Raw genomic sequence first — 16,286 nt, 5'->3', positions numbered from 1 at the left:
CCCGGGTATGACGCCCGGCGCCGAGCCGTCCCCGCACTCTTCACCTCGTCACCAAGACGCACGAAGCACGGACGAGGAGACGGCACCATGAGGCTACGCAAGGGCAAGCGGCAGAAGGCGGACGACCGGGCGGGGGTGGACCACCGCCCCGAGGTTCCGGCCGCCACGCCCGGCCTCGCCGTCGAGCTGCGCGGGGTCCGGCGGCAGTACGGCCGCGGCGCGGGCACCGTGCACGCCCTCGCGGGCATCGACCTCGCCCTGCCGCGCGGCACGTTCACCGCCGTCATGGGCCCGTCCGGGTCCGGCAAGTCCACCTTCCTGCAGTGCGCCGCCGGGCTCGACCGGCCGTCGGCGGGATCGGTGCGCCTCGGCGGCACGGAGATCACGGGCATGAACGAGAACGAGCTCACCGAGCTGCGCCGCAGCCGCCTCGGCTTCGTCTTCCAGGCGTTCAACCTGCTGCCGTCGCTGACCGTGGAGCAGAACGTCCTGCTGCCGATGCGCCTGGCAGGGCAGCGCCAGGACCACCGCCGGGCGGCCGAGGTGCTCGCTCAGGTCGGGCTCGCCGACAAGGCGCGGCGCCGGCCCGGCGAGCTGTCCGGCGGCCAGCAGCAGCGTGTGGCCGTCGCCCGCGCCCTGGTCACCGCCCCCGACGTGATCTTCGCCGACGAGCCCACCGGCGCCCTCGACACCGGCACCGCGGCCGAGGTCCTCGGCCTGCTCCGGCAGGCGGTGGACACCCTCGGCGCCACCGTCGTCATGGTCACCCACGACCCGGCCGCGGCCGCCTGGGCCGACCGTGTGCTGTTCCTCGCCGACGGGGCCTTCGCCGACCACCTGGAGCGGGGTTCGGCGGAGCAGATCGCGGCGCGGATGACCGCGCTCACCGGCCGGGCGCGGGCGATGGCCGGGGCGGGGGTGGCGGCATGAGCCTCAAGCCCAACGGCCTGGCCCGCGCGGCCGTACGCTTCAAGCCCGCCTCGTTCGCGGGCACGTTCGTCGCGCTGATGATGTCGGCGCTGATCGTCGCGGCCTGCGGTGTCCTGCTGGAGACCAGCCTCCGCGCCTCGGTGCCGGCCGAGCGGTACGCGAACGCGCCGGTCGTCGCGGCGGCCGACCAGTCCGCGCGCGTCGTCGCCGACACCATCGACGGCCCCGAGGAGACCGAGTACCCGCTGCCCGACACCGCCCGCGTGGACACGGGGCTCGCGGCGAAGGCCGCCCAGGTGCCGGGCGCGGCCGGCGCCGTACCGGACTTCACCTTCCCGGTGCACGGCGGCGACTCGTCGGGCGCGCTCACCGGCCACGGCTGGGGCTCGCACGCCTTCACCGGCACCGCGCTGTCGAAGGGCGCCGCACCGCACCCGGGCGAGGTCGTGCTCGGCGCGGACGCGGCCCGTACCGCCAAGGCGGGCGTCGGCGACACCGTCGTGCTGGAGACGGCCGACGGCCGCACCGGATTCCGGGTGTCCGGGCTGGCCGAGGCCGGTGCCGGGGACACCGCGGGCGAGAGGGCGGGCGGCGGGGCCACCGCCTGGTTCGCCGACGCCGAGGCGTCCGTACTGGCCGGGCATCCCGGCAAGGCCGACGCCATCGCCGTCATGGCGAAGGACGGGGCCGACACGGACGCCCTCGCCGCCGCCGTCGAGAAGGCCCTCACCGGCTCCGGCGCGCAGACGCTCACCGGGGACGACCGCGGCGAGGTCGAGGACCACGGGCTGGCGTACGGCAAGGAGACGCTCTTCGCGATCGGCGGCTCCTTCGGCGGCATCGCCACCCTGGTCGCGGTCTTCACCGCGGCCGGCACGGTCGCCCTCTCCGTCGGCCAGCGCACCCGCGAGTTCGCGCTGCTGCGCGCCGTCGGTGCCACCCCGCGGCAGATCCGCCGCGCGGTCGCCGCCGAGGCGCTCCTGGTCGCCCCGCTCGCCGGGCTGCTCGGCTGCCTGCCGGGCATCGGGCTCGCGCACTGGTGGTTCGGGCAGATGCAGGACCGCGGGGCGGTTCCCGAGGCGGTCGAACTGCACGTCTCGGGGTTTCCGCTGCTGGCCGCCGTCGGCGTCGGGCTGCTCACGGCGCTGGGCGCGGGCCTCGCGGCCGGGCGCAGGCCCGCGAAGATCAAGCCGGGCCAGGCGCTCGCCGAGGCCTCGGTGGAGCGGCTGCGGCCGGGCGTCGTCCGTACCGTCCTCGGTCTCGCCGCGGTCGGCGGCGGCTCGGCGCTCGCCGGTGTGGCGGCCTCCGCCGCCGGTTCCGACGCCGCCAACGCCTCTCTCGGCGTCGTCATGCTCTTCATGCTGGCCGTCGCCCTGCTCGGCCCGATCCTGGCCAGGGCGTGCGCGGCCCTCTTCGGCCTGCTGCTGCGCGGCGGCGGTGCCTCCGCGTCGCTGGCCGCCGCCAACTCCCGCACCAACGCGCGCCGGCTGGCCTCCGCGATCACGCCGATCGTGCTGGCGATGGCCTTCGCCTCGACGCTGGTCTTCATGCACACGAGCGAGAGCCACGTCGCCTCGGAGCAGCTCCGCGACGGCATCACGGCGGACCACGTCGTCACCGCCCCGGCCGGCCTGTCCGCCGACGCAGCCGACCGGGCCGCCCGGGCGCCCGGCGTCGACGCGGCCGTGAGCCTGCTGGACACGCAGGTGCTGGTGCCCGTCCGGGGCGGCGGCGAGACCTCGCTGCAGGGGACGGCGACCCAGGGCATCTCGGGCTCCGGCGCGCAGCTCGCGCAGGTGCAGGACCTGGACGTGCGCGAGGGCAGCCTGGACCGCGTGGGCGAGGGCCGCATCGCCATCGACCGGACCCTCGCCACCGCCACGGACACCGGCCTCGGCGACAAGCTGCCGCTCTACCTCCCCGACGGCACGAAGGCCGACCCGGAAGTCGTCGCCGTCTACGGCCGCGGGCTGGGCCTGCCGGCCGTGACCATGGACCGCGCCTCCCTGGACGGGCACGTCACCTCCGCCTTCGCCGACACCCTGCTGGTCAGCGGCGGCGACGCCGAGCCGCTCGCCCCCCTCGGCGAGGTCACCGACGCCTCCGGCTACGCGCTCGCCCAGAACGTGGACCGCGAGTTCGGCGCCTGGGCCAACTACATGATGGCCGCCGTCCTGGGCGGCTTCGCCGCCGTCGCCGCGGTCAACACCCTGGTGATGACGGTCCTGGACCGCCGCCGCGAACTGAACACCCTCCGCCTCGTCGGCTCCACCCGGCGCCAGGTGCTGCGCATGCTGGGCTGGGAGAGCCTGCTGGTGTCGGCGGCGGGCGTGGCCCTGGGCACCGCCATCGCCATGATCACGCTGACCCCGATGATGCGCGGCCTGACCGGCGAGCTCCCGCACGTCCCACCGCTGCTGTACGCCGCCTTCGCGGCGACCGCGGCGGTCCTCGGCCTGGCCGCCGTCACCCTCCCGGCCCGCACGGCCCTGCGCGACCGGGGTGCCTGAGAGCGTGACCGGGGGCGGAGACCCGCCCCCGGTCGTCGGGTCAGCCCGCCCGCAGCCCGTCCGCCGGAGGGGTGCGCAGGGCGTGGCGGGTGGGGAGTTCGGTCGTGAGGTACGACGTCAGCGCGACCGTCGCCGCCACCGCCGGGAGGAGCCAGGCGGGGCCCGCCGGCCAGGGGCGGCCGAGGAAGCCCTGGCCGAGGAGGGCCAGGGGGACGGCGGACAGCAGGAGGCCGCAGACGAGGGCCGCGGCGGCGATCACCGCGGCCTCGCGGCGCATCATCGCGCGGATCTGCCGGGGCGTCGTGCCGACCAGGCGCAGCGCGGCGATCTCCGTGCGGCGCTGGGCGGTGGCGGCGACCAGCTTGTTGGCGATGCTCAGCAGCAGATAGCCGAGGAGCACCACGACCACCGCCAGGTTGATCCACACCTCGGGCGGCGCGTCCGCGCCGGTGGCGTCCGCGGCGGTGCTCGCGACGGCGAGGCCGGGGCGGCCGGCGGCCAGCGCGGTCAGGCCCGCCCCGGCCCGGGCCGTGCCGTCGGTGCGGACCAGGGCCCGCTGGTCCAGGCCGGTCGTGGTGTGCCCGGCGGCCAATTGGCGGGAGAGGACGACGGGGCCGAAGCCCAGCCCCCGGTCGTACACGGCGACGACCCGGGCCTCCACGCGTGCCCCGTCGCCGAGCACCAGGCGCACCCGCTTCCCGAGCCCGGCGTCCCGCGTGCGGGCGGCCTCCGCGCTGACCGCGACCGTCGCCCCGGTCAGCCGGTCCAGGCCGCCGTCCGTCACGCCGAGGTCCACGACGTCCCGGGCGTCCGGCGCCAGGATCATCGCCGGGGCCGACTCGGCCGCTGGCTCGCCCAGCTCCTCGTACTCCCACACCACCGTGGTCTCCCCGGCCGGCGCGGCGGCCCGTACCCCGGGCACCTCCCGCACGGCGGACAGGGTGCCGTCGGGCAGCCCGCCCAGCGCCGGGGCCGTCAGCTCGTACTGGGCGAGCGTGCCGGTGCGGGTGTCGTCGGAGGTGGCGGCCAGCACCGTCGTCTGGGTGAGCGTGTACGTCAGGACGAAGACGATGCCCATGGCCAGCGGGCTGACCACACCCGACAGCCGCAGCGCGTAGGCCCGTACGTTGGACAGCGCCAGCCACGTCGGCGCCGCCACCCCGGGCCGCAGCCGCCGCACGGCGGCCTCGCCCGCGCTCCTGACCAGCGCCGGGCCGCACAGCGCCAGCCCGATCGCGGCGAGGATGCCCGCGATGGAGGTGACCGAGGCGCCGAGGACCGTCCGGGACAGCAGCGGCACCACCGAGAGTGCCAAGGCCCCGAGGATCAGCAGCAGCCCGGCCCCGGTCCGTGCTCGCGACGGGGTGCGCGGCTCGCTGCGCGACTCGGCGACCGCCTCGGTGGCCGGCATGCGCGAGGTGCGCCAGGCCGCGCACCGGGCGGAGAGCCGCACGGCCGCCGTGACCAGGAGCACCGTGACGAGGGCGGGCAAGGGACTGACGGTGAGGGGGAGTTCGGACGGGAGCACGTCGCGGTCGGCCAGCAGCTCCCGGAAGTGGCCGGCCAGTAGATAGCCGGCCGCCACGCCCGGCACCAGGGCGAGGGCTGCGACGACCGTCGACTGCCCGACGGCCAGTCGCCGGATCTGCTTCGGCGTCGCGCCGACGGCCCGCATCAGCGCCAGGTCGCGGCGCTGCCCGGCGATGGTCACCCCCAGCGCGCCCGCGACGACGAACCCGGTGATCAGCAGCACGATCCCGCCCAGCGAGCCGGCGAGCAGGACCAGCAGCGAGCGCGCCGAACCCACGCCCGGCGCCACCGCCTCGCCCCGGTCCGCGCCGGTGGTCACCCGAAGACCCGTGCCCGCGACCTCCTCGCGGACGGCGGCGGCCACCCGCGCCCCGGCACCGTCGGCGGCCCGCAGGCCGACCAGGTCCACGGTCCCGGCACGCGGGCCTTCGCCCCCGGTACCGCGCCCGGCCAGCGCCGCGGCCGTCCCGTCCGCGAACCAGACGCCGCCGCCCGAACCCGGGGCGTCGACCAGCGCGGAGATCCGGTAGGCCGCGGCAGGGCGGCCGTTGGCCACGATCCGGACCCGGTCGCCCACCGCGAGGCCCGCCGCGTCGGCCGCGGCCGCGTCCACGGCGACCGCCTTCGCACCGGACGGCGCGCGCCCCTCGACGCGCGCGCCCGCCAGCAGTCGCGTCGAGGACCAGCCGTGCCCCGCCGTCCCCGGGTCCGCCGCGGCGGGAACGGGCCGTCCGCGCCCGTCGACGAGCGCCGCCGGGAAGCCGATGTCGCCGACGGCCGCGGTGACGCCGGGCAGGGCGGCCAGCCGGTCGACGAGCGGGGCCGGGACCGTGGCCCGCTCGGGCAGCGCCATCGGCAGGTCCCCGCTCGGGTGGAACTCCTGGTCGGCGGCGACCACGACGTCCGCGCCGCCGAGCCGCCCGGGCGGCAGCTGCGAGCGCAGCCCGGACTCGGCGAGTACGCCGGTGGTGGTGATCAGGGCCGCGCCGCCCAGCACCGCGCACGCCACGGCGAGCAGTGCGGAGATCCGGTGCGCGGCCATCCGCAGGGCGAGGTGCAGCATGCCTACCGCTCTCCCAACGCGACGAGGCGCTCGGCCAGTTGCGGGGCCGTCGGCCGCTCCAGGGCCTCGACCACCCGGCCGTCGGCCATCACCAGCGCCCGGTGGGCGCGGGCCGCGGCGGCCGGGTCGTGGGTGACCATGACCACCGTCTGACCGAGGTCGTCGACGAGCGCGCGCAGCAGGCCGAGGACCTGGTGGGCGCTGCGCAGGTCGAGCGCGCCGGTCGGCTCGTCCGCGAAGACGACGGCCGGTTTCGCCGCCAGCGCCCTTACGACGGCGGCCCGTTGCTGCTGGCCCCCGGACAGCTCGGCCGGGCGGTGCGCCAGCCGGTCGGCCAGCCCCACCCGCTCGGTCAGCGCGTGCAGCCAGTCCCGGTCCGGGCGCCGGCCGGCCAGGCGCAGCGGCAGCGTGATGTTGTCCTCGACGCTGAGCGAGGGAATCAGGTTGTACGCCTGGAAGACGAACCCGACGCGTTCGCGGCGCAGTTCGGTGCGGCGGGTCTCGTTCAGGCCGGAGATCTCCCGCCCGTCGATGCGGACGCTGCCGGAGGTGGGGGAGTCCAGCCCGGCGGCACAGTGCATCAGGGTGCTCTTGCCGGAGCCCGAGGGCCCCATCACCGCGAGGAACGTGCCGTGCTCCACGGTCAGCGACACGTCGTCGAGTGCGCGGACACCGCCCGGGTAGGTCCGGGCGACGCGGTCCAGCGCGATGGCGGGCGCCCGGCGCCCGGTGACGGTCGCGGCGGGAACGGCGGTGCTCATCGCCGCCCCCGCAGGCCGCGTACGACGAGGGCGCCGGCGGCGAGGACGGTGACCACACCGCTGGCCAGGTGGAGCGGCGCGGCGGCACCGGTGAAGGAGAGGGCCATGTTGGCGACCGCGCTGAGCACCACGACCGCCCACAGCAGCGCACGCAGTACGTCCCCGCGGGAGACGGCGTCCGGGCCGTCGCCGGGGGCGGTGGGGATGGTCCGGGGTGTGCCCAGGCGGTAGGGGTCCTGGTGGTCCTGGTGCGTCATGGCTGCGGCCTCCGTCGGCGTCGCTCTCGGTCGTCTCCGACGCTAGGGAGCGAGACCCCCCGCGGCCGATCCCGTGGGCCGCCCGGTCCGGGGTACAGCAGGCTGTACTTTCCGGCTCCGCACCCGCCGAAGGCCCGTCCGGCGGCATAGGGTCGGGCACGCCGGGCACGCCGCAGCGGTGCGTACGGCCCGGAGGGAGGCAGGCGGATGACGGTTCCGGTCGCGTCCGTGCGGGAGACCGCCGTACGGACCCTGCGCGCCGCCCGCGCCGCGACGGGGCAGCTCGTCGGCGGGCTGGGTACGGCGTTCCAGGGGCTGGGCGTGCTGGTGCTGCTGGCGGTGGCCGCCGTGACCGCGCCGGCCGGCGTGGGGCTGCTCCTCGCCCCCGGCGCACTGCGCGCCCTGCACGCGCTGGCCCGCCGGGAACGCGAACGCCTGTCCGGCCGGGGCATCGAGATCGTCCCGCCCGACCCGCCGCCCACCCGGCTGCGGCTCGCCCTGGCCGACCCCACCACCCGGCGCGAGCTGAGCTGGCTGGTCCGGCACGCCACCGCGGGGTTCCTGCTGGGCCTGCTCGGCCTCCTGCTGCCGCTCTGCGCCGTCCGGGACACCACCTTCCCGCTGTGGTGGCGGCTGAGCCCCGGGGACGCGACGACCACGTCCATCGGCATCGGCACCGCCCACAGCTGGCCGGACGCGCTCGCGGCGACGCTGCTGGGCGTGGGCTGGACCGCGATCGTCCTGGGTCTCGGCCCGGGCATGGCACGCCTTCAGGCCGCCCCGGCCCGGCGGCTGCTGGTGGCGGGCCCGGACACGGACCTGTCCCTGCGGGTGGCCGAACTGACCGCGACCCGGGCCGCGGCCCTGGACGCGCACGCCACCGAGCTGCGCCGGATCGAACGGTCCCTGCACGACGGCGCGCAGAACCGGCTGGTGTCGGTGACGGTGCTGCTGGGCGCGGCGCGCCGGATGGCGGCGCGGGACCCGGCGGGCGCCGACGAACTGCTGGAGAGGGCGCAGTCCGCCGCCGAACAGGCCCTGGCGGAGCTGCGCCAGGTGGCGCGGGGCATCCTGCCGCCGGTCCTGGCCGACCGGGGCCTCGCGGGCGCGCTGTCGGGACTCGCGGCGGACTGCGGTGTGCCGTGCCGCGTCGAGGCCGACATTCCCGAGCGGTGCGCGGCCTCCGTCGAGGCGACGGCGTACTTCGTGGTGGCCGAGGCGCTCACCAACATCGCGAAGCACAGCGGCGCCGCCCGCGCCTCGGTCACGGCCCGGGCCCGTGGGGGCCGGCTGCGCCTGCTGGTCGAGGACGACGGCCGGGGCGGCGCCGACGAGAACGACGGCTCGGGCCTGACCGGCATCCGCCGCCGCGTCGCGGCACTGGACGGCACCCTCCGCCTGACCAGCCCACCCGGCGGCCCCACCACCCTGGACGTGGACCTCCCCTGCGGGAGGTGACCCACCGGGTCGGGGCCCGGGGCCGGGAGTACGGTGGAGGGACCGGGGGAATTGCCGCGCACCGGCCCCGACACCGGTGCCGCTCCCGGCGATCGACGACACCGGGCCGGACCCGAGCCCGGGGCGGGACTCGCCTCATGACGGTGCACGTGCCGGTGCGGCCGGCGACCACAGAGCCCCACGGGCGGCGGGGGCCGGCCCAGCGCTCCTCGCCGCAGGCCGGGGAACGGCTGCGGGAACTGACCCGGCGTCAGATCGAGGACCGGTTCGCCGAGCTGGGCGACCTGTACGCGCAGACCTCCGGCGGCGGACCCCGGGCGTGGAACGCGGCCCGCGGCGCCTTCCTGCGCCGACTGGCCGCCGACGTACGGCGTCCGGGCTTCGGCCTGCTGATAGCGGAGACCACCGTCCTGACCGGCTGCGCCTACGGCTACCCCGTGCCCGGCGGCGACCCGCGCGGCGTGCGGGGGCTGGAGCGCTACCTGACCGGGAGCGTGCTGCCCGCCGCCGCGTCGGGCCGACTCTTCCTGGTCTCCGGGATCGTCGTCCCGGCCCGGGTGCGCAGAGACCACCACGACCGGGCCTGGAACCTCGCCCGCCGCCTGCAGGCCCGTCTGCTCGCCGAGCACGACGCCGCCCTCGGCGTCACGCTGGTGGACCGCGCCGACGGCGCGACCGTACGGGCGCTGCGCTCCTGGGGCTGGCGCTACGCGGAGGGCGACACCCTCCAGTCGTCCGTGCTCGGCCCGTACGGCGTCCTGGTCCTCGGGCCCTGAGCGAGACCGCACGGTGAGTGGAAATCCGGCCCCGTTGAAACATATATTCGTCCAGGGCGGGAATAAATTCGGCCGCGAAAATTACCGATCTCCGTCGGCGATTTCTTACCGGGTTGTCGATGCATTTCGTGCTAGGCTGGACATCAGTTGCAGTTGTGGTTGCCATTTGTGTTACCGGGTTTCCGGGCAGGTGATCATCGCGGCGATGGGGGGCTCGCACAGTGCGGGCCTTCAACACTGCCTAGGAGAAAAAAGCATGGCTTCCGGTACCGTGAAGTGGTTCAACGCCGAAAAGGGCTTCGGTTTCATCGCGCAGGACGGCGGCGGCGCCGACGTCTTCGCCCACTACTCGAACATCGCCACCCAGGGCTTCCGCGAGCTCCAGGAGGGCCAGCGGGTGAACTTCGACGTCACGCAGGGCCAGAAGGGCCCGCAGGCGGAGAACATCGTTCCCGCGTAACAACACGCGTGCGGTACGTCGTGCGGTAGTCGCGCAGTACGTCCCGCAGTACGTGTCGAGGGCCCGCACCGCACGGTGCGGGCCCTTTGCGTGTGTTCACCAGCCGGTCGCCACCAGGTGGTTCAGGAGCAGGGCCAGCACCGCCTGCGCCGTCAGCCAGCCGCGCGGCCGGGTGAGGAACGCGCAGGCCGGGAGGAGCCACAGGGCGAAGGGGAGCCAGATGCGTTCCGTCTCCGCCTTGCTCATGCCGGACAGGTCGGCGGCCAGCAGGGCGAGCAGCCCGGCGGCCACGAGAAACGCCAGACGGGCCTCCCCGGCCCGCACACCGTCCGCCTCCGCACTGGCCGCCCCCGCACCGTCCGCCACCCGTCCGCCCTTGGCGCGCCGCCGGACCAGTACGCCCCCGGCCCGCCGCAGGCCCGCCACCGTCGCCAGGCCCGTGATGAGCACCGTGCAGGCGAGGTTGGCCCACACCCAGTACACGTAGGGGCGGACGCCGGCCGCGCCCTCGTAGTAGCGGGTGACCAGCAGGTGGTAGGCCTCCCACCAGTCGAACCCGGCCGCCGTGAACGCCACCGGCACCACCGCCGCTCCCGCCAGCAGCGGCACGAACAGCACCGGCCGCGCCCGCACCCCGCGCCGGCCGAGCAGCAGCACCGCCGCCGCGATCACCGCGAACAGCGTCAGGCCGTACGAGAGATAGCAGGTGAGTCCGAAGAGCAGCCCCGAGCCCGCCGCCCACCACAGCGGGCGGCCGGTGACCGCGAGGGCGAGCAGCGCCACCGCCCACGCGGCGACCGCCGCGAAGCAGCCGTCGGCGGACGTGCCCATCCACACCGCGGCCGGTGCCAGGGCCAGGAACGGCGCCGCCCGCCGGGCGAGCCGCTCGCCCGCCAGTGCCCGCACCGCGACCAGCACCGCCACGCAGCCGGTCGCGCCCACCGTGATGGTCAGGGCCCCGGCCCAGCCTCCGCCACCGAGCCCGATCCGCTCCAGCAGTACGTAGGCCAGCGTGGCCCCGGGCGGGTGACCGGCGACGTGGGCGGGCCAGTTGTCGGGGGAGTGGAGCAGGATGTGCCCGTTGAAGTCGCGCAGGGTCGCCGGGATGTCGTGCCAGCGGCCGATGACCGAGAGGTACTCCTGGCGCGTGGTGAGCCGTCCGGCGACGCCCCGTTCCCAGCCGTCGATCAGGGCCAGCGACCAGGTCCAGGCCAGTGCCGTGCCCCAGGCCGCGGGCAGCAGCGCGCGCCACGGCAGCCGGGCGGCGACGGCCGGCCCGTACGCCACCACCCCCACCGCCACCAGGACGGCCGCCGGGGTGCCGGGGCCCAGGTGCGGGTCCCAGCGGCCCAGCAGGGGCGGCCAGCCGACGATCAGGTCGTCGTAGGTGTACACGTACCGGCCGACCAGGACGGCGGCCGTCACGAGCAGCACGGCGGCCGCCGCGGCGTACAGGTCGCGGGATACGGAGTGCGGGCGGGTCACGGTCACCCCGGCACCGTAGGCCGGGAGATCACCCGGCGGGCGGTGCGCACGGCGGACGTCAGCGTTTCGTCATGGGTCGCGGACCGTTCCGGCGGCCGGTCCAGGCCTACGGTCGGGACATGCGCGACCTCGCCCCACGGCTCCCCTCCTCCCCGGGCTTCTGGCGCAGCCCGCTGCGCGGCCCCCGGTTCACCTCGGTGCTCGGCCTCGTCCTGCTCGTCGGCATCACGGTGCTGTTCGTGACGGGACTGGTGTCCTACGCCGCCTACAACCCCGATCTGGCGCCGGTCAACGACAAGACCCCGGACAAGGGGATCCTCGGCTTCTACCTCTTCGCCTGGCCGACCGACCCGCCCTGGCTGTACCGGCTCACGCAGGGTGTCCACGTCACTCTCGGGCTCACCCTGATCCCGGTGCTGCTGGCCAAGCTGTGGTCGGTGGTGCCGAGGCTGTTCACGCTGCCGCCGGTCCGCTCGCTCGCCCACGCGCTGGAACGGATCTCGCTGCTGCTGCTGGTCGGGGGCGCACTGTTCGAGTTCGTGACCGGGGTGCTCAACATCCAGCTGGAGTACCTCTTCCCCGGCTCCTTCTACCCGCTGCACTTCTACGGTGCCTGGGTCTTCTTCGCCGCGTTCGTCGCACACGCCGTGCTGAAGACGCCGCAGGCGCTGCGCAACCTCCGGGCGATGCGCGAGGAGCACGAGGAGCGCGACGACCTGGTCTCCCCGCGTCCGGCGGCGCCCACCGTCACGCGGCGCGGGGCCCTGTGGTTCGTCGGGGGCGGCTCGCTGCTGATGCTCGCCACGAACGCGGGGCGCAGCTTCGACGGGCCGCTGCGGGCCACCGCCGTGCTCTCCCCGCACGGCGGGCCCGAGCCGGGCAGCGGTCCGAACGGGTTCCAGATCAACAAGACCGCCGCCCACGTGGGCATCGACCCGGCCGAGACGACCGAGGACACCTGGCGGCTCGTCGTCACCGGGCGCTCGGGGACCGTCCGGTTCAGCCGGGCCGAGCTGCTCGCCATGGAGCAGCACAGCGTGGCCCTCCCCATCGCCTGCGTCGAGGGCTGGTCGACGTCCGACCAGTGGTGGCGCGGCGTGCGGCTGCGGGACCTCGCCGCCCGCGTGGGCCACGAGGCCGACCCGCCGGACGTGTTCGTCGAGTCCCTCCAGCGGCGCGGCGCCTTCCGCAGCGGGGCGCTGCGCGCCAACCAGGTGGCCGACCCGCGCTCCCTGCTCGCCCTGTACGTCAACGGCGAGGAGCTGAGCCCGGACCACGGCCACCCGGCCCGGATCATCGTGCCCGCCGCACCCGGCGTGCTCAACACCAAGTGGGTGGCCCGGATGACGTTCGGAGAGCTCCGGTGAACCCCGTGCGCAGGCCGTCGTGGCCGAGCCGGCCGCGGTCGCCGCGGCGCGTGGCCGGCAGCCCCCTCCAGATCCTCCTGCTGGCCTGCTCCTTCGCGCTCGCGGGCTACGCGGGGGTGCGGCTGCTCGCCGGCGACTGGCTCGGCGTGGTCCTCTGGTTCGTGGGCGCGGCGCTCCTGCACGACCTGGTGCTGCTGCCGCTGTACGCGCTGCTTGACCGGGCGGTCACGGGCGGTCTCGGCGCGGCCCGCCACCGCGAGTCGACCTCGTACGTCCGGTTTCCCGCGGCCTTCTCCGGGCTGCTCCTGCTCGTGTGGTTCCCGCTGATCGGCGGCCGGGTCGACGCGAGTTACGCCGGGGTCACCGGGCTGTCGGCGGACGGCTTCCTCACCCGGTGGCTGCTGACCACGGCGGCGCTGTTCGGCGGCTCGGCGCTGCTGCTCGCCCTGCGGCTGCTGCGCAGCGCGACGAAGCGGCGCTCCCCCGACGTCCACTGACCGGCGGTCCGCCAGCCGGCGGCGTCCGCGCGGCGCAGCAGGGCGCGGGTGCCGATCCGCGCCCAGGGAAAGGGGCTCCCGTACGCCTCGTCGCCGTCGGCGACGTCGACGAGCTGTACGTGGACGCGTTCGTCGACGTCGACCGGGGCCGTCTCGGCGATCAGCAGACCGCCGGGCGCGAGCAGGGCGGCGACGCGGCCGAGCAGGGCGCGGGGGTCGCCGCCGATGCCGACGTTGCCGTCCATGAGGAGCACGGTGTCCCAGCGTCCCTCGCCGGGCAGCGGCTCGAACACGGAGCGCCGCAGCGACTGCCCGCCGAGCCCCTCGGTGCGGGACACGGCGGCCTCGCTGACGTCGATGCCGAGCACGGTCCGTCCCCGGGCGGCGAGTTCGGCCACCAGCCGGCCGGGGCCGCAGCCCACGTCGAGTACCGCACCCTCGCACCGGTCGAGGACGTCCAGGTCGACGGCGTCGGCCCGCGCGCACCAGCGTTCCACCTCCAGCGGCAGCAGCCAGCCGTCGGTGCGGCGCAGGAACAGCGGCCCGTGCCCCGACCGCAGGGCGGCGGCGTAGGGGTCGGAGGTCTCCCAGGCGGGGGCGGGGGACGGCCGGCCGGGCGCGAGACGTGCGACCCCCTTCACCGGCTCGCCCGCCGCCGGTCCGCCGCCGGTGCGCAGGCCGCCAGCCGCGCCGCGAACCGGCCGCCCGGGGCGAGGGCGGCGACGGCGCGGGCGTCGGCCGCGGTGTCGACGTCGCGCAGCGGCGGCAGGTCCCGCACCCCCAGTCCCGCCGCCAGGAGCCGCTCGCGCTGCACGGTCCCGGTCACCGGCGTCGACATGGGCACGCCCCGCAGCAGGGCGGGCTCGGGCCGGGCCAGGCCCAGGGCCCAGAAGCCGCCGTCCTCCGCCGGGCCGAAGTACGCGTCGCAGTCGCGGAAGTCCACGTCGAGGAGGCCGGGCGTCACCTGTGGGGTGTCCATCCCGATCAGCAGGGCGGGCCCCGCGCACCCGGCGAAGGCCTCCGCGAGCCGTTCGTCGAGCCCGCCCGCGCACTGCGGTACGACGTCGAAGCCGGGCGGCAGCCACGGGCCCGGGGCGCCGTCGAGCACCAGCACCCGGCGCCGCGCGGGCGTCGCCGCCACCGCGGCCAGGGTGTCGGCGAGGGCCGCCTCGGCCAGCGCGGCCGCCTCGGCGGGGGTGAAGGGCGGGGTGAGCCGGGTCTTGACCCGGCCCGGGCGCGGCTCCTTGGCGATGACGAGGAGGGTGGTCGTGGCGGTCACCTCGGGCTCCCCTCACGGACCTGGCCGCGGGTCGGCGGCTCGGCCAGCACGCGGCGCATGTCCCCCACCGCGTGCCAGGTGCCGCGCCAGGTCCCGGTCACCTTCGAGGCGCCGGTGCGGGGCAGGTACGGGACGTCGTGCTCGGCGATACGCCAGCCCGCGTCCGCGGCCCGCACCACCATCTGCAGCGGGTAGCCGCTGCGCCGGTCGGTGAGACCGAGGGCGAGCAGCCGCTCGCGGCGGGCGGCGCGCAGCGGGCCGAGGTCGTGCAGCCGCAGGCCGGTGCGGCGGCGCAGCATCCGCGCGAGGGCGAGGTTGCCCACGCGGGCGTGCACCGGCCACGCGCCCCTGGTCTGCGGTCGTCGGCGCCCGAGCACCAGGTCGGAGACCCCGGCGCGGACCTCGTCCACGAAGGGGATCAACAGGGACGGGTCGAGGGAGGCGTCGCAGTCGCAGAAGCAGACGACGTCGGCGGTCGCGGCGGTCAGTCCGGCGTGGCAGGCGGCGCCGAAACCGCGGCGCGGCTCGGTCACGACCGTGGCGCCGAGCGAGCGGGCGAGGTCCGCCGAGCCGTCGGTGGAGCCGTTGTCGACGACGAGCGCACGCCAGCCGGCCGGGACGCGGGCCAGCACCCAGGGGAGGGCATCGGCCTCGTTCAGGCAGGGGAGTACGACGTCGACGTCCGGAGCGGGCGAGGTGGTCACGGCGTTCACCCTACGAACCGGAACCGGACGAATCGGGCTTCCACTCCTTACGAAACACGGACGTCGCGGGTCCGGCCCCGCTCGGGAGGCACGCCGGCGGGGGCGCGGTGCGAGGCTGGACGCATGCACCAACAGCCCCGCGAGCCCGCTCCGACGGCCGCATCCCCGGCCCCATCCCTCGGCGGGCCCCCGGCCGCCCCGGCGGCCGCACCCGAGGCTGTGTCCGCGGCCGGGCCCGTGGATGCCCATGGCCCGGAACCCGCTGCGGAGGCGTTCCCGGGCGGTCCCTCGCCCCTGCCCGGCGGTAGGTCCTCGGCCGCCCCGGCGGCCGCACCCGCGGTCGTGCCCGCGGTCGTGCCCGAGGCTGGGCCGGCGGCCGTGCCCGAGGTCGTCCGTGGCGCCGCCGAACCCGGTGCGGGCGCGTCCCCTGGCAGGCATGCGGCTCCGCCCCTCGGCGGGCCCCCGGCCGCCGCCGCGGTCGGTTCCGTCGGTGGGCCGGTGGCCGTCGTGGTGGATGGTCCCGCCCGGATCCTCGTCGTGGACGACGATCCCACCGTCGCGGAGGTCGTGGCCGGGTACCTCGACCGGGCCGGTTACCGTGTCGACCGGGCCGGGGACGGTCCGGACGCGCTCGCCCGGGCCGCCGGGCACCGGCCCGACCTGGTGGTGCTCGACCTGATGCTGCCCGGCATGGACGGACTGGAGGTGTGCCGGCGGCTGCGTGAACAGGGGCCCGTGCCGGTCATCATGCTGACCGCCCGGGGCGACGAGGACGACCGAATCCTCGGACTGGAGGTCGGCGCCGACGACTACGTCACCAAGCCGTTCAGCCCGCGGGAGCTGGTCCTGCGGGTGGAGTCCGTGCTGCGCCGCACCCGGCCCGCACCGGCGCCGCGCCCGCCGTCCGCGGCCGGTCTGACCGCCGACCCGACCGCCCGCAGGGCCACCAAGGACGGCACCGAACTGGCCCTGACGCTGCGTGAGTTCGACCTGCTCGTCTTCTTCCTGCGGCATCCGGGGCGGGCGTTCGCCCGGGAGGAGCTGATGCGCGAGGTGTGGGGCTGGGACTTCGGGGACCTGTCCACCGTCACCGTCCACGTCCGGCGGCTGCGCGGCAAGGTCGAGGACGATCCGGCCCGGCCCCGGCTGATCCAGACGGTGTGGGGCGTGGGCTACCGCTTCGACCCCGCGGGCCGGGAGGCGGACTGA

14 protein-coding genes are annotated in these 16,286 nt (G+C 76.4%); 7 read left to right on the top strand and 7 right to left on the bottom strand.

Going from position 1 to position 16,286, the window contains the following annotated elements; all coding sequences use genetic code 11:
* The first annotated feature begins 87 nt into the window (after positions 1 to 87).
* Positions 88 to 930, top strand: coding sequence for an ABC transporter ATP-binding protein (locus tag C4J65_RS15645; protein ID WP_162833199.1), 843 nt, complete (start codon positions 88 to 90; stop codon positions 928 to 930).
* Positions 927 to 3,440: an ABC transporter permease gene (locus C4J65_RS15640; protein ID WP_115742950.1), complete on the top strand. Its 2,514-nt coding sequence runs from the start codon at positions 927 to 929 to the stop codon at positions 3,438 to 3,440. Before C4J65_RS15645 ends, C4J65_RS15640 begins: the two co-directional genes overlap by 4 nt.
* A gap of 40 nt (positions 3,441 to 3,480) precedes the next feature.
* On the opposite strand, the gene C4J65_RS15635 is transcribed toward C4J65_RS15640, so the two are convergent.
* The 3 genes from C4J65_RS15635 to C4J65_RS15625 are packed head-to-tail and all read right to left on the bottom strand — an operon-like array spanning position 3,481 to position 7,051.
* The gene (locus tag C4J65_RS15635) at positions 3,481 to 6,033 is read right to left on the bottom strand and encodes an FtsX-like permease family protein (RefSeq protein WP_115742949.1); all 2,553 of its coding nucleotides are present in this window, start codon (positions 6,031 to 6,033) and stop codon (positions 3,481 to 3,483) included.
* A 2-nt stretch (positions 6,034 to 6,035) separates the two neighbouring features.
* Positions 6,036 to 6,794 (bottom strand): ABC transporter ATP-binding protein, encoded by a 759-nt coding sequence (locus C4J65_RS15630; RefSeq protein WP_115742948.1) that lies wholly within the window; start codon positions 6,792 to 6,794, stop codon positions 6,036 to 6,038.
* A complete protein-coding gene (locus C4J65_RS15625) occupies positions 6,791 to 7,051 on the bottom strand; it encodes a hypothetical protein (RefSeq protein ID WP_115742947.1) in 261 nt (86 codons plus the stop codon). The genes C4J65_RS15630 and C4J65_RS15625 overlap by 4 nt, the downstream gene beginning before the upstream one ends.
* 207 nt (positions 7,052 to 7,258) lie before the next feature.
* Between C4J65_RS15625 and C4J65_RS15620 the strand changes: the two genes are divergently transcribed.
* The 3 genes from C4J65_RS15620 to C4J65_RS15610 all read left to right on the top strand — a co-directional run bounded on the left by C4J65_RS15620 (position 7,259) and on the right by C4J65_RS15610 (position 9,745).
* Positions 7,259 to 8,509, top strand: a complete 1,251-nt coding sequence (locus tag C4J65_RS15620; RefSeq protein WP_115742946.1) for a sensor histidine kinase — start codon at positions 7,259 to 7,261, stop codon at positions 8,507 to 8,509.
* 137 nt (positions 8,510 to 8,646) lie between these two features.
* Entirely contained in the window at positions 8,647 to 9,285 is a 639-nt protein-coding gene (locus tag C4J65_RS15615; RefSeq protein ID WP_162833198.1) for a hypothetical protein, read from the top strand.
* A 256-nt stretch (positions 9,286 to 9,541) separates the two neighbouring features.
* A complete protein-coding gene (locus C4J65_RS15610; RefSeq protein ID WP_003975194.1) occupies positions 9,542 to 9,745 on the top strand; it encodes a cold-shock protein in 204 nt (67 codons plus the stop codon).
* 96 nt (positions 9,746 to 9,841) lie between these two features.
* Here the strand turns inward: C4J65_RS15610 and C4J65_RS15605 are convergent, their stop codons facing one another.
* Positions 9,842 to 11,230, bottom strand: coding sequence for a hypothetical protein (locus C4J65_RS15605; RefSeq protein ID WP_115746473.1), 1,389 nt, complete (start codon positions 11,228 to 11,230; stop codon positions 9,842 to 9,844).
* Positions 11,231 to 11,349: 119 nt separating this feature from the next.
* On the opposite strand from C4J65_RS15605, the gene C4J65_RS15600 reads away from it, so the two are divergent.
* Complete coding sequence (locus C4J65_RS15600; protein ID WP_162833197.1) at positions 11,350 to 12,597, top strand: molybdopterin-dependent oxidoreductase; 1,248 nt, start codon at positions 11,350 to 11,352, stop codon at positions 12,595 to 12,597.
* A 349-nt stretch (positions 12,598 to 12,946) separates the two neighbouring features.
* Here C4J65_RS15600 and C4J65_RS15590 read toward each other — a convergent pair whose 3' ends face one another.
* The 3 genes from C4J65_RS15590 to C4J65_RS15580 are packed head-to-tail and all read right to left on the bottom strand — an operon-like array spanning position 12,947 to position 15,086.
* A complete protein-coding gene (locus C4J65_RS15590; protein WP_115742943.1) occupies positions 12,947 to 13,735 on the bottom strand; it encodes a methyltransferase domain-containing protein in 789 nt (262 codons plus the stop codon).
* Positions 13,732 to 14,373: a DUF2064 domain-containing protein gene (locus tag C4J65_RS15585; protein ID WP_115742942.1), complete on the bottom strand. Its 642-nt coding sequence runs from the start codon at positions 14,371 to 14,373 to the stop codon at positions 13,732 to 13,734. The genes C4J65_RS15590 and C4J65_RS15585 overlap by 4 nt, the downstream gene beginning before the upstream one ends.
* Positions 14,370 to 15,086, bottom strand: coding sequence for a glycosyltransferase family 2 protein (locus C4J65_RS15580; protein ID WP_115742941.1), 717 nt, complete (start codon positions 15,084 to 15,086; stop codon positions 14,370 to 14,372). The genes C4J65_RS15585 and C4J65_RS15580 overlap by 4 nt, the downstream gene beginning before the upstream one ends.
* Before the next feature lie 498 nt (positions 15,087 to 15,584).
* On the opposite strand from C4J65_RS15580, the gene C4J65_RS15575 reads away from it, so the two are divergent.
* Positions 15,585 to 16,286 (top strand): response regulator transcription factor, encoded by a 702-nt coding sequence (locus C4J65_RS15575; RefSeq protein ID WP_205351017.1) that lies wholly within the window; start codon positions 15,585 to 15,587, stop codon positions 16,284 to 16,286.

It is taken from the genome of Streptomyces sp. CB09001 (assembly GCF_003369795.1).
In the GTDB taxonomy this organism is placed as follows: domain Bacteria; phylum Actinomycetota; class Actinomycetes; order Streptomycetales; family Streptomycetaceae; genus Streptomyces.
This window is presented reverse-complemented; position numbering and strand designations above follow the sequence as displayed.

Bases quoted from the DNA above. Each gene is read 5' to 3' on its own strand.
- C4J65_RS15645 (WP_162833199.1), top strand. From the start codon at position 88: ATGAGGCTACGCAAGGGCAAGCGGCAGAAGGCGGACGACCGGGCGGGG.
- C4J65_RS15640 (WP_115742950.1), top strand. From the start codon at position 927: ATGAGCCTCAAGCCCAACGGCCTGGCCCGCGCGGCCGTACGCTTCAAG.
- C4J65_RS15635 (WP_115742949.1), bottom strand. From the start codon at position 6,033: ATGCTGCACCTCGCCCTGCGGATGGCCGCGCACCGGATCTCCGCACTG.
- C4J65_RS15630 (WP_115742948.1), bottom strand. From the start codon at position 6,794: ATGAGCACCGCCGTTCCCGCCGCGACCGTCACCGGGCGCCGGGCGCCC.
- C4J65_RS15625 (WP_115742947.1), bottom strand. From the start codon at position 7,051: ATGACGCACCAGGACCACCAGGACCCCTACCGCCTGGGCACACCCCGG.
- C4J65_RS15620 (WP_115742946.1), top strand. From the start codon at position 7,259: ATGACGGTTCCGGTCGCGTCCGTGCGGGAGACCGCCGTACGGACCCTG.
- C4J65_RS15615 (WP_162833198.1), top strand. From the start codon at position 8,647: ATGACGGTGCACGTGCCGGTGCGGCCGGCGACCACAGAGCCCCACGGG.
- C4J65_RS15610 (WP_003975194.1), top strand. From the start codon at position 9,542: ATGGCTTCCGGTACCGTGAAGTGGTTCAACGCCGAAAAGGGCTTCGGT.
- C4J65_RS15600 (WP_162833197.1), top strand. From the start codon at position 11,350: ATGCGCGACCTCGCCCCACGGCTCCCCTCCTCCCCGGGCTTCTGGCGC.